11 protein-coding genes are annotated in these 14,719 nt (G+C 58.4%); all 11 read right to left on the bottom strand.

The window, feature by feature from the left end; genetic code table 11:
* Positions 1 to 33: 33 nt before the first annotated feature.
* The 11 genes from tilS to rseP all read right to left on the bottom strand — a co-directional run bounded on the left by tilS (position 34) and on the right by rseP (position 14,683).
* The gene (gene tilS, locus Q7W83_RS05860; protein WP_473655779.1) at positions 34 to 1,362 is read right to left on the bottom strand and encodes a tRNA lysidine(34) synthetase TilS; all 1,329 of its coding nucleotides are present in this window, start codon (positions 1,360 to 1,362) and stop codon (positions 34 to 36) included.
* Between the two features lie 134 nt (positions 1,363 to 1,496).
* Complete coding sequence (locus Q7W83_RS05855) at positions 1,497 to 2,444, bottom strand: acetyl-CoA carboxylase carboxyltransferase subunit alpha (RefSeq protein ID WP_150630804.1); 948 nt, start codon at positions 2,442 to 2,444, stop codon at positions 1,497 to 1,499.
* Positions 2,445 to 2,584: 140 nt separating this feature from the next.
* Complete coding sequence (gene dnaE / locus Q7W83_RS05850; protein ID WP_150630805.1) at positions 2,585 to 6,106, bottom strand: DNA polymerase III subunit alpha; 3,522 nt, start codon at positions 6,104 to 6,106, stop codon at positions 2,585 to 2,587.
* Between the two features lie 76 nt (positions 6,107 to 6,182).
* The gene (gene rnhB, locus Q7W83_RS05845) at positions 6,183 to 6,821 is read right to left on the bottom strand and encodes a ribonuclease HII (RefSeq protein WP_150630806.1); all 639 of its coding nucleotides are present in this window, start codon (positions 6,819 to 6,821) and stop codon (positions 6,183 to 6,185) included.
* Positions 6,818 to 7,948: a lipid-A-disaccharide synthase gene (gene lpxB, locus Q7W83_RS05840; protein WP_150630807.1), complete on the bottom strand. Its 1,131-nt coding sequence runs from the start codon at positions 7,946 to 7,948 to the stop codon at positions 6,818 to 6,820. The genes rnhB and lpxB overlap by 4 nt, the downstream gene beginning before the upstream one ends.
* Positions 7,949 to 7,950: 2 nt before the next feature.
* Complete coding sequence (lpxA, locus tag Q7W83_RS05835) at positions 7,951 to 8,727, bottom strand: acyl-ACP--UDP-N-acetylglucosamine O-acyltransferase (protein WP_150638893.1); 777 nt, start codon at positions 8,725 to 8,727, stop codon at positions 7,951 to 7,953.
* The gene (gene fabZ / locus Q7W83_RS05830; RefSeq protein ID WP_008028982.1) at positions 8,724 to 9,164 is read right to left on the bottom strand and encodes a 3-hydroxyacyl-ACP dehydratase FabZ; all 441 of its coding nucleotides are present in this window, start codon (positions 9,162 to 9,164) and stop codon (positions 8,724 to 8,726) included. The genes lpxA and fabZ overlap by 4 nt, the downstream gene beginning before the upstream one ends.
* A gap of 108 nt (positions 9,165 to 9,272) precedes the next feature.
* Positions 9,273 to 10,328 carry a UDP-3-O-(3-hydroxymyristoyl)glucosamine N-acyltransferase gene (gene lpxD / locus Q7W83_RS05825; RefSeq protein WP_150630809.1) on the bottom strand — a complete coding sequence of 352 codons (1,056 nt, stop codon included), beginning with the start codon at positions 10,326 to 10,328 and terminating at the stop codon, positions 9,273 to 9,275.
* 3 nt (positions 10,329 to 10,331) lie between these two features.
* Entirely contained in the window at positions 10,332 to 10,835 is a 504-nt protein-coding gene (locus Q7W83_RS05820) for an OmpH/Skp family outer membrane protein (protein ID WP_008028980.1), read from the bottom strand.
* A gap of 45 nt (positions 10,836 to 10,880) precedes the next feature.
* Positions 10,881 to 13,256 carry an outer membrane protein assembly factor BamA gene (bamA, locus tag Q7W83_RS05815; RefSeq protein WP_473655778.1) on the bottom strand — a complete coding sequence of 792 codons (2,376 nt, stop codon included), beginning with the start codon at positions 13,254 to 13,256 and terminating at the stop codon, positions 10,881 to 10,883.
* 74 nt (positions 13,257 to 13,330) lie between these two features.
* Complete coding sequence (gene rseP, locus Q7W83_RS05810; RefSeq protein ID WP_150630811.1) at positions 13,331 to 14,683, bottom strand: sigma E protease regulator RseP; 1,353 nt, start codon at positions 14,681 to 14,683, stop codon at positions 13,331 to 13,333.
* Between the last annotated feature and the right edge of the window lie 36 nt (positions 14,684 to 14,719).

Raw genomic sequence — 14,719 nt, 5'->3', positions numbered from 1 at the left:
AAGAAGGGAGCGTAGTCTACCGGAAAGCCCCTTTCAGCTCAAACCTTGATCTTCGCTCGGTGGCTGCCAATGCAAATTCCAGCCGTCTTGCTCACTGCCATTCAAGCCCCGTACGTTGGCTACCGCCAGCAATTGCTCGCCCTGGTAGAGCAGCGGCAATCTGCCACGGACGAAGCCCGGAACACCGCGTTCGTTGAGTAAACGCTTCAGATCACGATGGCCACGCTCGGGCAGACTCATGACCTCACCCCCTTCACGATAGCGGATATGCAGCGGGCCAGCGGGGGTTTGACCGCTGAGTGTGAGCACGCCGTTGTCCGGCAACTTCAACGATAGCGAGGGATCAGACCAATCAGACACCGGCAGCGGCGTTCGCAACCAAGCGCCCGACAGCCACCAGATCCGCCCGCCCGCCCGATGCAATTCACCATCGGCCAAGCGCCAGACCGGACGAGCATCCGTGCCAGCATCACGCAAATCCTCCCAACCCGACCAATGGTCGCTGTCCGGCAAACGAGTCAGTGCGGAGAGCCAATGACTCAGCGCATTTCTCTGACGAGCAGCGGACAGGTTGGCAAGCTTCGAAAGTTCAAGGGACGGTACCCCCAGCCAAGCGAATTCACTGATGGAGCTGGCATGGGTCAGATCGATTTGCGCCAGATCATCGAGCAGTTCCTGCGCTTCGCCAAGATGCGCGGCGCTGCGGGCCATGGTCGCCATTGCTTGAGGCCAGCGCTCGGTCAGCACGGGGAACACCTGATGCCGCAGGTAATTGCGCGAGAACTGTCGGTCCTGGTTAGAAGGGTCCTCGATCCAGCGCAATGAATGCTGGTTCGCGTACGCCTCCAACTCTGCTCGCGTGATATCGAGCAAGGGTCGCAACAGATGCCCTTTGCCCAATACCCGCTGGCGTGGCATCCCCGACAACCCTCTCACCCCTGCCCCACGCAGTAACCGAAACAACAGGGTTTCGGCCTGATCATCACGATGCTGGGCGGTCAGCAGCAGTTCATTGGCCCGAGTGGCCTCGGTGAACGCTTCATAACGCGCATCCCGGGCCGCACGCTCAAGGCTGGCACCGGGTTGAACCTGCACGCGAACCACTTCAAGCGGTACACCCAGCGCATCACAGACCGACTGGCAATGCTCCGGCCACGCGTCCGCCGCAGACTGAAGGCCGTGATGAATGTGAATGGCTTTGAGCGCGGGGAAATGCTTGGTTTTTGCGAGATGGGCAAGAAGGTGAAGAAGGACCGTGGAATCAAGACCACCGGAGAAGGCGATGCGCCAGGTTGTGGCATTGAGCCAGGGAGCCAGGTTCAGAAGAAGCCTGGTGGGTAGATCAACGCTGGATGAACTCATAATGTTCACTTGGCCACAAATCAAATGTGGGAGCGAGCTTGCTCGCGATAGCGGTGTAACAGCCAACCTGTTTGTTGAATGTTCAGCCGCCATCGCGAGCAAGCTCGCTCCCACATGGGTACAGCGAGGTCAGATCAGAGACCGTAGCTCATCAGTCGATCGTAACGGCGCTTGAGCAGCGCTTCGTTATCGAACTTCTTCAACATCGCCAGTTGCGAGGTCAGCTCGGCACGGATCGATGCTGCGGCCGCCGCAGGATCACGATGAGCGCCGCCCAAAGGCTCGCCGATCACTTTGTCGACGATGCCCAGGCCTTTCAGGCGCTCGGCGGTGATGCCCATGGCTTCAGCGGCATCCGGCGCTTTCTCGGCGGTTTTCCACAGAATCGAAGCGCAACCTTCCGGAGAAATCACCGCGTAGGTCGAGTACTGCAGCATGTTCAACTGATCGCACACACCGATCGCCAGTGCACCACCGGAACCACCTTCACCGATTACGGTGGCAATGATCGGGGTTTTCAGGCGAGCCATGACACGCAGGTTCCAGGCAATCGCTTCGCTCTGGTTGCGCTCTTCCGCGTCGATGCCTGGGTAAGCACCCGGCGTATCGATGAAGGTCAGGATCGGCATTTTGAAACGTTCGGCCATTTCCATCAGGCGGCACGCCTTGCGGTAGCCTTCCGGGCGCGGCATGCCAAAGTTGCGGCGAACCTTCTCGCGCACTTCGCGGCCTTTCTGGTGACCGATGATCATCACCGGCTGGTCGTCCAGACGGGCCACGCCGCCAACGATGGCAGCGTCGTCGGAGAAGTGACGGTCGCCGTGCAATTCGTCGAACTCGGTGAAGATGTGTTCGATGTAGTCCAGGGTATAGGGACGTTTCGGGTGACGCGCCAGACGCGCGATCTGCCAGCTGGTCAGCTTGCCGAAGATGTCTTCGGTCAGCGTGCTGCTTTTGTCCTGCAGGCGGGAGATCTCATCGCCGATATTCAGCGAATTGTCGTTACCGACCAAGCGCAACTCTTCGATCTTGGCTTGCAGGTCGGCGATCGGCTGTTCGAAATCTAGAAAATTCGGGTTCATAGGCGTCCGTCTTGGGTCGACATCCAAGAGAGCTTGGGCCGGCCGGTTGTCTATTCGCGCCCTACCTTAAGGGAGAGGCGCGTTCAGGTCGAGATTAAAAATTCAGGTCGAGATCAGGGCGTATGGAAGGCACCTGACCGTCAACGGTATTGGAGGAAGACGTTGTCTCGCCCGAACTGGTCACGCAGGGCTTGAATCAACGCATCCGCCGGGTCGATTCGCCAGGTCTCGCCGAACTGCAGCAAGGCCTTCGCATCGGGGCTCGTGTACTCCATGGTGATCGGGCACGCGCCGCGGTGACGCTTGAACAGCTCACCCAGCCAGCGTAGCTGATCGCCTTTCAGATCTTTGGTCTGCAGCTTCAAACGCAGACTTTCGGCCAGGTTGGTGCGCGCATCTTCCATGCTCATCACCCGCTTGACCCGCAGGCGCAAACCGCCAGAGAAATCGTCGTTGCTGACTTCGCCTTCGACAACAACCATCGCGTCGGTCTGCAACAGCGACTGCGCCGAATGGAACGCGTCGGCGAACAACGAAGCTTCGATCCGCCCGGAGCGATCGTCAAGGGTGATGAACCCCATTTTGTCGCCCTTTTTGTTCTTCATCACACGCAGGGCGATGATCATGCCCGCAACGGTCTGTGTATCGCGAGCCGGCTTCAGGTCAATAATCCGCTGACGGGCAAAACGGCGGATTTCACCCTCGTATTCGTCAATCGGATGACCGGTCAGGTACAGGCCCAGGGTGTCTTTCTCCCCTTTCAGGCGCTCCTTCAAGGTCAACTCTTTCGCCTTGCGGTGATTGGCGTAGACGTCGGCATCTTCCTCGACAAACAGGCCGCCAAACAGGTCGGCGTGGCCACTGTCGTGGGTACGGGCGGTTTGTTCGGCGGCCTTGATCGCCCCTTCCATCGCATTCAGCAAGACCGCGCGGTTCTGGTCGATGCTCGCTTGATAGGCTTTCGGTTCGTCATGGAAATAGGGCCCCAGACGATCCAGCGCACCGCTGCGGATCAAACCGTCCAGCGTGCGCTTGTTGATGCGTTTGAGGTCGACACGGGCGCAAAAATCGAACAGATCCTTGAACGGCCCGTCCTGACGCGCCTCGGTGATCGCTTCCACCGGCCCTTCGCCGACACCCTTGATCGCGCCGAGGCCGTAAATGATGCGGCCTTCGTCATTCACCGTGAACTTGAACTCAGAGGTATTCACATCCGGCGCGTCGAGACGCAGCTTCATGGTGCGAATTTCTTCGATCAAGGTCACGACCTTGTCGGTGTTGTGCATATCCGCCGACAGTACCGCAGCCATGAACGGCGCCGGGTAATGCGTTTTCAGCCACGCGGTCTGGTACGAAACCAGGCCGTAAGCAGCGGAGTGGGACTTGTTGAAGCCATAACCGGCGAATTTTTCCACCAGGTCAAAAATGTTACCGGCCAGATCGGCTTCGATATTGTTGGTCTTGCAGCCTTCAATGAAACCGCCACGCTGCTTGGCCATTTCTTCGGGCTTTTTCTTACCCATGGCCCGCCGCAGCATGTCCGCACCGCCGAGGGTGTAACCGGCCATGACCTGAGCAATCTGCATCACCTGTTCCTGATACAGGATGATGCCGTACGTCGGCGCCAGAACCGGTTTCAAGCCCTCGTACTGGTAGTCCGAGTGCGGATACGCGAGTTCGGCGCGGCCGTGCTTGCGGTTGATGAAGTCGTCAACCATGCCTGATTGCAGGGGGCCCGGACGGAACAGGGCCACCAGTGCGATCAAGTCTTCCAGGCAGTCGGGCTTGAGCTTTTTGATCAGCTCCTTCATGCCCCGCGACTCGAGCTGGAACACCGCAGTGGTTTCAGCTTTTTGCAGCAGCTGGTAGGTGGGCTTGTCATCGAGCGGAATGAACGCAATGTCCAGCGGCGGCTCGTCGACCTTGGCGCGGTCGCGGTTGATGGTTTTCAGCGCCCAGTCGATGACCGTCAGGGTCCGCAGGCCGAGGAAGTCGAACTTCACCAGGCCGGCGGCTTCAACGTCGTCCTTGTCGAATTGGGTCACCAGGCCGTCACCGGCCTCGTCGCAATAGATCGGCGAGAAGTCGGTCAGCTTGGTCGGTGCGATCACCACACCACCGGCGTGCTTGCCGACGTTACGCACAACGCCTTCGAGCTTGCGCGCCATCTCCCAGATTTCCGCGGCTTCTTCATCAACCTTGATGAAGTCACGGAGGATTTCTTCCTGCTCGTAAGCTTTTTCCAGGGTCATGCCGACTTCGAACGGAATCATCTTGGACAGACGATCCGCCAAGCCGTAGGACTTGCCCTGCACCCGCGCCACGTCGCGGACCACAGCCTTGGCGGCCATGGAACCGAAGGTGATGATCTGGCTGACCGCGTTGCGCCCGTATTTCTCGGCCACATAGTCGATCACCCGGTCACGACCGTCCATGCAGAAGTCGACGTCGAAGTCGGGCATCGATACCCGTTCGGGGTTGAGGAAACGTTCGAACAGCAGGTCGTATTCCAGCGGGTCGAGGTCGGTGATCTTCTGCACATAGGCCACCAGCGAGCCGGCACCCGAGCCCCGGCCAGGACCTACCGGCACGCCGTTGCTCTTGGCCCACTGGATAAAGTCCATCACGATCAGGAAGTAACCGGGGAAGCCCATCTGGATGATGATATCCAGCTCGAAATTCAATCGATCGACGTAGACCTGGCGCTTGGCTTCATAGTCTTCGGTGGTGTCCTTGGGCAGCAGAACGGACAGCCGTTCTTCCAGGCCATCGAAGGACACCTTGCGGAAATACTCGTCGATGGTCATGCCATCGGGAATCGGGAAGTTGGGCAGGAAGTGCGTGCCAAGCTTCACTTCGATGTTGCACCGTTTGGCGATCTCGACGGTGTTTTCCAGCGCTTCGGGAATGTCGCTGAACAGCTCAGCCATTTCCTCGGCGCTTTTGAGGTATTGCTGATCGCTGTAATTCTTCGAACGTCGCGGGTCGTCGAGGGCGCGGCCCTCGCCGATACAAACACGGGTTTCGTGAGCAGCGAAGTCTTCCTGCTTGATGAAACGCACATCGTTGGTCGCGACCAGTGGCGCACCGATTTTCTCGGCCAGGGCCACGGCGCCGTGCAATTGTTCTTCATCGTTGGGACGATTGGTGCGCTGGATTTCCAGGTAAAAGCGATCCGGGAACACCGCCATCCATTCGCGCGCCAGTTTTTCCGCTTCCGCCGGATTGCCGCTGAGCATGGCCAGGCCGATCTCGCCTTCTTTCGCCGCCGACAGCATGATCAAGCCTTCGCTGGCCTCGGCCACCCATTCGCGCTCGATGATCACCGAACCATTGCGTTGGCCGTCGATGAAGCCACGGGAAATCAGTTCGGTCAGGTTGCGATAGCCAACAGCGTTCATTGCCAGCAGGCTGATCCGGCTCAGGGCGTTGTCCGGGTCCTTGTTCGACAGCCACAGGTCGGCGCCGCAGATCGGCTTGATGCCTGCGCCCATCGAAGCTTTATAGAATTTGACCAGGGAACACATGTTGTTCTGGTCAGTGACCGCTACGGCAGGCATGTTCATGCCGACCAGGGTCTTGACCAGCGGTTTGATCCGCACCAGACCGTCGACCAGGGAGTATTCAGTGTGCAGGCGTAGGTGAACGAATGAAGCCGGCATAGTGATCCTGCGTTATGTCATGAAAACAACAAGGCCCGGATTGTACCGGGCCTTGGCGAAAACATCAGCCTTGGGACTAACTCTCCATGAGGCTTTCGCGCGCTTCATACGCCAACCGTACAGGCGCAAACGAGCGGCGATGAATCGGCGTCGGGCCCAAGCGTGCCAGTGCTTCCAGATGAACGGGCGTCGGGTAACCTTTGTGGCCGCCGATCCCGTAACCGGGGTAAATCAGTTCGAATGCCGCCATTTCACGGTCGCGGCTGACTTTGGCCAGAATCGAGGCGGCGGCGATGGCCGGTACCTTGCTGTCGCCCTTGACCACAGCTTCAGCGCGCATGGCCAGTTTCGGGCAGCGGTTGCCGTCGATCATCGCCAGTTTTGGCTGAATGTGCAGGCCTTCGATCGCGCGCTGCATGGCCAGCATGGTGGCATGGAGGATGTTCAGCTCGTCGATTTCCTCGACTTCCGCGCGGGCGATGCACCAGCTCAGGGCCTTTTCGCAGATTTCGTCGTAGAGCTTTTCACGGCGGGCTTCGGTGAGCTTCTTCGAGTCGTTGAGACCGAGGATCGGACGGTTCGGATCGAGGATCACAGCGGCGGTCACCACGGCACCGCAGAGCGGGCCGCGACCGACTTCGTCAACACCGGCAACCAGCTCTTCTACTTCGGCGACCAGGGTGAAATCGAGGCCCATCTGTTGTGCTTTGGTCATTGTGTTTTGCCGATCAGATTCAGTACTGCGTCCGCTGCCTGATTGGAGGCATCCAGACGCAAGGTTCGGTGGATTTCGTCGAAGCCGCGGGTCTGCTCTTCGCCACCTTCTATCAGGGGCGACAACGTCTGGGCCAGGGCTTCGACCGTTGCATCGTCCTGCAACAATTCAGGCACCAACAGGCGCTGGGCCAGCAGGTTCGGCAACGAGACGTAAGGGCTTTTCACCATGCGCTTGAGGATCCAGAACGTCAGCGGTGCCAAGCGATACGCCACCACCATCGGCCGCTTGTACAGCAGGGCCTCAAGGGTCGCGGTACCGGAGGCAATCAACACTGCGTCGCAGGCTGCCAGCGCCAGATGGGACTTGCCGTCGAGCAGAGTCAGCGGCAGATCGCGACCAACCAGCAACTCTTCAAGCTGCGCGCGACGCTGAGGACTGGCACAAGGCATGACAAACCGCACGCCAGGACGCATGGCGCGCAGGCGCTGGGCGGTATCGAGGAACAACGCGCCGAGACGCCCGACCTCGCCACCGCGGCTGCCGGGCATCAGCGCGACCAACGGCCCTTCCGGCAAACCGAGTTCGGCCCGTGCCGCGCTGCGATCCGCTTCAAGCGGGATTGCATCAGCCAGGGAGTGCCCGACAAACCGCACCGGCACGCCCTTCTCTTCATAGAATTTCGCTTCGAACGGGAACAGCGTCAGCATCAGGTCGCAACCTTCGCGAATCTTCAGCACCCGCTTCTGCCGCCAAGCCCACACCGACGGGCTGACGTAATGCACCGTCTTGATCCCGGCCTGACGCAGCTTGAGTTCGATATTGAGGTTGAAATCCGGGGCATCGATACCGATGAACACGTCCGGTTTCTCGGCGATCAGGTCCGCAATCAGCTTCTTGCGGCGCTTGAGCAACTCGCGCAGCCGACCCAGCACTTCCACCAGGCCCATGACCGAGAGACGTTCCATCGGAAAATACGAGGTCAGGCCTTCGGCCTGCATCAGCGGACCACCGACCCCCATGAACTCGACTGCCGGATGCTGTGCCTTGAGCGCGCGCATGAGGCCGGCGCCCAGAATGTCACCGGAAGCCTCACCCGCCACCAGCGCAATACGCAGATTAGCCACGATTAACGAGTGATGCCGCGGGTTGAAGACTGGATGGAGTCACGGAACACCGCAACTTCCGGAAACAGCTCTGAAGGTTCGGCCAGTTCCGCGAGTGCCTGCTCTACCGTGAAGCCCTGGCGATAAACCACCTTGTAGGCTCGACGCAAGGCGTGGATCGCGTCTTCGCTGAAACCACGACGGCGCATGCCTTCGAAGTTCATGCTGCGAGCTTCGGCAGGGTTTCCGAACACGGTGACGTACGCTGGAACGTCCTTGCCAATGGCGGTGCCCATCCCGGAAAAGCTGTGCGCACCGATGTGACAATACTGGTGAACCAGGGTAAAACCGGACAGGATCGCCCAGTCTTCAACATGCACGTGGCCTGCCAACGCGGTGTTGTTGACCAGGATGCAATGGTTGCCGATGACGCTGTCGTGGCCGATGTGAGCATAGGCCATGATCAGGTTGTGATCGCCCAGGGTCGTTTCAGAACGGTCCTGAATGGTCCCGCGATGAATGGTCACGCCTTCACGGATGACGTTATGGTCACCGATGACCAGACGGGTTTCTTCACCCTTGTATTTCAGATCGGGCGTGTCCTCGCCTACCGAAGAAAACTGGTAGATGCGGTTGTGCTTACCGATTCGGGTCGGGCCCTTGAGAATTACATGCGGCCCGATCACTGTCCCCTCGCCGATTTCCACACCTGCGCCGATGATCGACCAAGGGCCGACCTCGACGTCGTCGGCCAGGATGGCCGTCGGATCGATGATTGCGCGAGGGTCAATCAAACTCATACTTTTTGTTCCGCACAGATGATCTCGGCCGAGCAGACCGGCTTGCCATCTACCGATGCCTGGCATTCGAACTTCCAGATCTTGCGTTTGCAGCTGATGAAGGTGGCTTCAAGAATCAACTGGTCGCCAGGCTTGACCGGCTGACGGAAACGCAGTTTGTCGGAGCCGACGAAGTAGTACAGGGTGCCATCAGCCGGCTTCACGTCCAGCATTTTGAAACCAAGGATCCCGGCAGCCTGAGCCATCGCCTCAATGATCAGTACGCCTGGCATGATTGGATGCGCAGGAAAGTGACCATTGAAGAACGGTTCGTTGATGCTGACATTCTTGTAGGCGCGAATGCGCTTGCCTTCCACATCCAGATCCACGACCCGGTCCACCAGCAGGAACGGGTAACGGTGAGGCAGGTATTCGCGAATCTCGTTGATGTCCATCATTTCGGGAGGAAGCCTATGTAAAGATTGGGAACGCGCGACTGACGCGCGCTCCTCTAGCAAATCAAGGAGGCAGTCTAGCGGCTGTGCACACTTGATATGGAAATGGTATCAGCCATCTGATGAAGCATTACCGTCAGGGGTCACTTCCCCTGTTCGCTTTTCCAGCTGTCGCAGCCGCCGCGCGATGTCATCGAGCTGACGGATACGTGCCGCGCTTTTGCGCCATTCGGCAGCCGGTTGCATGGCCGTACCGGAAGAATAGGAGCCCGGCTCGGTAATCGAGTGAGTCACCATGGTCATCCCGGTAATGAAAACCTTGTCGCAAATTTCGATATGCCCCACCAGCCCTACGCCACCGGCGAGCATGCAATGCTTGCCGATTTTGGTGCTGCCGGAAATGCCCACGCACGCGGCCATGGCGGTGTGATCACCGACCTGGACGTTGTGGGCAATCTGAATCTGATTGTCGAGCTTCACGCCATTGCCAAGAACGGTATCGGCCAGTGCGCCGCGGTCGATGGCAGTATTCACGCCAATCTCCACATCGTCACCGACCAGAACGCCACCGATCTGGGCGATTTTCTGCCAGATGCCTTTCTCGTTGGCAAAGCCGAAGCCTTCTCCACCCAGAACGGCACCGGATTGAATCACCACCCGCTTACCGATGCGCACGTCGTGATACAGGGTGACGCGCGGTGCGAGCCAGCCACCTTCGCCAATGACACTACGGGCGCCAATGAAGCAGTGCGCGCCGATGGTCGTCCCGGCATCAATTCGCGCCCCGCTCTCGATGACCACAAAGGCACCGACGCTCGCCGCTGGATCAACCACCGCGTCCGCTGCAATCACTGCAGTCGGATGAATGCCGGCAGCCGCCTTGGGCTTGGGATCGAACAGGTGGGAAACACGCGCGTAGGCGGCGTAGGGATCAGGCACTACCAATACATTCCCGGCAAAACCTTCAGCATCAGCGGCTTTCAGCAACAACGCTGCAGCCCGGCTGTCAGCCAGGTATTTGCGGTACTGAGGATTTGCCAGAAAGCTCAACTGAGCTGGGCCAGCCTCTTGCAAAGTGGCTAGCCCAGTAATTTCCTTCTCCGGGTCGCCACGTAGAGTGGCGCCGAGGAACTCGGCCAACTGGCCGAGTTTTATGGTCGCTGTCATGGATTACTTCAGCTGATTCATGCGCTCGATAACCTGGCGAGTGATGTCGTACTGAGGTTTGACATCAATCACTGCGCCACGCTCGAAGACCAGGTCAAAAGCACCTTTCTTGATGACTTCTTCCACAGCGCTGTCCAGTTTCGGCTTGAGCTGCTTCAGCATTTCACGGTCGGCAACGGCTTTGGCTTCGTTCAATTCCTTGGACTGGAACTGGAAGTCACGGGCCTTTTGCTTGAATTCAAGCTCCAGACGCTCACGCTCGCCTTGCTGCATCTTGTCGCCGCCAGCCATCAGACGGTCCTGGATGCCCTTGGCACTGCTTTCCAGCGTCTTGAGCTTGGTCAGCTGCGGGCCGAACTTCTTCTCGGCATCCACGGCGTACTTCTTGGCCGCGTCGGATTCCAGCAAAGCCATTTGATAGTTCAGAACGGCGATTTTCATGTCGGCAAAAGCCGGACCGGCTACCAGTACGGTCGCCAGGAGAACCAATTGAGTCAACTTACGCACGATGCACTCCTACAAAATCCATTGTCGTTATCTTGGGTCAGACGCTTAGAACGTCTGGCCGAGGGAGAATTGGAACACTTGAGTTTCAGCCTCATCCGGTTTCTTGATCGGCATGGCCAACGCGAAACTCAGAGGACCCAGTGCGGTGACCCACGTCACACCCACACCGACAGAGCTGGCCATGTTGCTCAAGCTGATGTCGTTGCACTTGGTGTTGGACGACGAACCGTTCGCGTTGGTGGTTTCTTTGCACGTCGAGTCGAAAACGTTACCCACATCCCAGAATACCGAAGTACGCAGGGAGCGTTGATCCTTGACGAACGGCAGAGGGAACAGAACCTCTACCCCGCCCTGGATCAGGACGTTACCACCGAACGGCAGCGGATCCTGGTCCGGATCAAGCGCCGTACCCGGGTTGGTGCCGCGGCTCGGAGTACTGCGAGGACCCAGGGTGCTGTCCTTGAAGCCACGAACCGAGTTGAAACCACCAGCATAGTAGTTTTCATAGAACGGCAAGCCATCGGTCGAACCGTAGCCGTCGCCATAACCCAGTTCGGTATGCAGACGCATGGTGTAGTTTTCGGACAACGGCTGGAACAACTGGCCACGGTAGTCGAGCTTGAAGAACGACAGGTCGCTACCCGGCGTTGTGGTTTCCAGCACCAGGCTTTGCGAATGACCACGGGTCGCCAGCACGCCCTTGTTCAGGGTCGACTCGGACCAACCAGCCGAAGCCTTGAAGTTCAGGTAGTTGTCGCCTTCCTTGTTAACGAAGTCGAAGATCTCGTCAACGGTGTACACACCTGTCTTGATCTTGTCTTGTTGCGCAGTCAGGCCGAAGGTCAGACGCGAAGTCTCGCTGATCGGGTAGCCGACGCTCACGCCAGCACCCAGGCTATCTACGGCATAGCTTGCTACGTCGACATCGAGGTCTTTGTAGTCAGTAGTGCGATAGAACGCGTTGTAACCCAGGCTCACACCGTCAGCAGTCCAGTACGGGTCGACATAACCGAAGTTATAGCGGCTCTGGTATTCACTGCGGGTCAAGCCAATGCTGACCTTGTTACCGGTACCGAGGAAGTTGTTCTGGGTGATCGAACCACCGAGGATCAGACCGGCACTCTGTGCAAAGCCGACACTGGCGGTAATCGAACCGGACGCTTGTTCTTCAACGCTGTAATTCACGTCAACCTGGTCATCGACACCCGGTACAGCCGGGGTTTCGACGTTGACTTCCTTGAAGAAGCCCAGACGTTCGAGACGGGTCTTGGATTGGTCGATCAGGTAAGTCGAAGCCCAGCCGCCTTCCATCTGACGCATTTCACGGCGCAGAACTTCGTCTTCGGACTTGGTGTTGCCACGGAAGTTGATGCGGTTCACGTAAGCACGTTTGCCCGGATCGACTGCGAAAGTGATATCGACAGTGTGGTCTTCATCGTGCGGCTGAGGCACGCCGTTGACGTTGGCGAAGGTGTAACCCTCGTTACCCAGACGACGGGTGATCAGTTCGGACGTGGTGGTCATCAGCTTGCGCGAGAACACCTGGCCTTTCTGCACCAGCAACAAGGACTTGACCTGGTCCTCAGGAACTTTCAGGTCGCCGCTCAGTTTGACGTCACGAACGGTGTACTTCTCGCCTTCGTTGACGTTGACGGTGATGTAGACGTGTTTCTTGTCCGGGGTAATCGATACCTGGGTCGAAGCGATATCCATGTTGATATAGCCGCGGTCCAGGTAGTAGGAACGCAGACGTTCCAGGTCACCGGAAAGCTTTTCACGAGCGTATTTGTCGTCGTTCTTGAAGAACGACAGCCAGTTGGTGGTCTTGAGTTCGAACAGGTCGATCAGGTCTTCATCGGGGAAGACCGTGTTCCCCACCACGTTGATGTGCTGGATAGCCGCGACGGTGCCTTCGTTGATATTGACCTTCAGGCCGACACGGTTACGCGGCTGCGGCACCACTTCGGTGTCGACGGTAGCCGAGTAGCGACCCTGAGCGACGTATTGGCGCTGCAGCTCGTTGCGAACACCTTCGAGGGTGGCGCGCTGGAAGATCTCGCCTTCGGCCAGACCGGATTGTTTGAGGCCCTTCATCAGGTCTTCAGTGGAGATCGCCTTGTTACCCTCGATCTCGATACTGGCGACGGACGGACGCTCGACTACCGTGATGACCAGGACGTTGCCATCACGGCCCAGCTGGATATCTTGAAAGAACCCGGTTTTGAACAGCGCACGAGTGGATTCCACCAGGCGACGATCATCCGCCTGTTCACCGACGTTCAACGGCAAGGCACCAAAGACGCTACCCGCGGAGACCCGCTGGAGGCCATTGACGCGAATATCAGAGATAGTGAAGGACTCGGCGTGAACTTCGGCGATCATCAATACGGTGAGAACCGCAGTTAGCAGCAGACGTTTCATGAAGTCCTTTCTTATTCCAACTGGCAATAAACAAACTGCCGCAAAATGCGGCAGATTCGCAATTCAGCGAAGTGTTACAGACGACCCAAATCATTGACCAGAGCGAGCAACATCACCCCGACCACCAAACTGATGCCGATCTGTATCCCCCAACCCTGCACCCGATCCGACAAGGGGCGACCACGCACCCACTCGATCAGATAAAACAACAAATGCCCCCCATCCAGTACAGGAATGGGCAACAAATTCAGAACTCCCAGGCTAATACTCAGATAAGCAAGGAAATTCAGGAAATCAGCGACGCCCGACTGGGCAGAAGCGCCCGCCACTTTAGCAATGGTTATCGGTCCACTCAAGTTTTTTACCGAGAGCTCGCCGAACAACATTTTCTTGAGCGAATCGAGGGTCAGTACGCTCATGGTCCAGGTGCGTCGAGCCCCCTCGCCAATCGCGGCCAAAGGACCGTAACTGACCTCGCGAATCATCTCCGGCGGCCAATCGATTGCTTTCACCCCGGCGCCGAGATAACCACCGGGCGATTTTTTCTCGCCGCGAGCAGCGAGCGTCACAGGGACGTCGATTTGAGCACCATCGCGCTCGACGCGCAGCAGGATTTTGGTATCCGGATGCATACGGACGATATCGACCACCTGCTGCCAGTCATCCAGAGGCTTGCCATCCAGGGCCAACAACCGATCGCCGGTTTTCAGGCCCGCAGCCTGTGCCGGGCCCTTTGGATCGAGCTCTGCCAGAACCGGCGGCAATGCCGGACGCCAAGGACGGATACCCAGCGAGCGTATCGGATCCGGTTCGTCCGCACCCTTGAGCCATTTATCCAGCACCAGCTCACGCGGTGAATCTGCTGTGGAGCCCTGCTCGCGGACCTGCACCTGAAGGGAACCGCTCTCGCCGAGACGCCGAACCAGTTGCAGATTCACTGCCCCCCAGCCCGAAGTGGGCTCACCATCAATGGCAACAATTTCCTGACCCGGACTCAAACCTGCCTTGGCGGCGATACTGCCGGATTCAACAGCACCAATGACCGGGCGCACCTGCTCGCTGCCGAGCATGGCGAGCACCCAGAAAAAAATCATCGCCAGCAAGAAGTTGGCAATCGGCCCCGCCGACACGATAGCAATGCGCTGACGGACGGATTTGCGATTGAAGGATTGATCGAGCTGATCGGCCGGCACTTCGCCTTCGCGCTCGTCGAGCATTTTCACGTAGCCACCCAGCGGGATAGCGGCAACCACGAACTCAGTGCCTTTCTTGTCGTGCCAACGCAGCAACGGCATACCGAAGCCCACGGAGAAACGCAGCACTTTGACCCCACAGCGACGTGCGACCCAGAAATGGCCGAACTCGTGGAAGGTGACCAGCACGCCCAGGGCTACCAGGGTGCCGACAATCATATAGAGCGCGCTCATTTACTTTCTCCGCAATCTTATCCGGTGCTGCATGGG

The organism is Pseudomonas sp. 300, from assembly GCF_055803035.1.
This window is presented reverse-complemented; position numbering and strand designations above follow the sequence as displayed.

What these genes read in the sequence shown, in the direction of transcription:
- tilS (WP_473655779.1), bottom strand. Translation starts at nt 1,362, where the DNA reads ATGAGTTCATCCAGCGTTGATCTACCCACCAGGCTTCTTCTGAACCTG.
- Q7W83_RS05855 (WP_150630804.1), bottom strand. Translation starts at nt 2,444, where the DNA reads ATGAACCCGAATTTTCTAGATTTCGAACAGCCGATCGCCGACCTGCAA.
- dnaE (WP_150630805.1), bottom strand. Translation starts at nt 6,106, where the DNA reads ATGCCGGCTTCATTCGTTCACCTACGCCTGCACACTGAATACTCCCTG.
- rnhB (WP_150630806.1), bottom strand. Translation starts at nt 6,821, where the DNA reads ATGACCAAAGCACAACAGATGGGCCTCGATTTCACCCTGGTCGCCGAA.
- lpxA (WP_150638893.1), bottom strand. Translation starts at nt 8,727, where the DNA reads ATGAGTTTGATTGACCCTCGCGCAATCATCGATCCGACGGCCATCCTG.
- fabZ (WP_008028982.1), bottom strand. Translation starts at nt 9,164, where the DNA reads ATGATGGACATCAACGAGATTCGCGAATACCTGCCTCACCGTTACCCG.
- lpxD (WP_150630809.1), bottom strand. Translation starts at nt 10,328, where the DNA reads ATGACAGCGACCATAAAACTCGGCCAGTTGGCCGAGTTCCTCGGCGCC.
- bamA (WP_473655778.1), bottom strand. Translation starts at nt 13,256, where the DNA reads ATGAAACGTCTGCTGCTAACTGCGGTTCTCACCGTATTGATGATCGCC.
- rseP (WP_150630811.1), bottom strand. Translation starts at nt 14,683, where the DNA reads ATGAGCGCGCTCTATATGATTGTCGGCACCCTGGTAGCCCTGGGCGTG.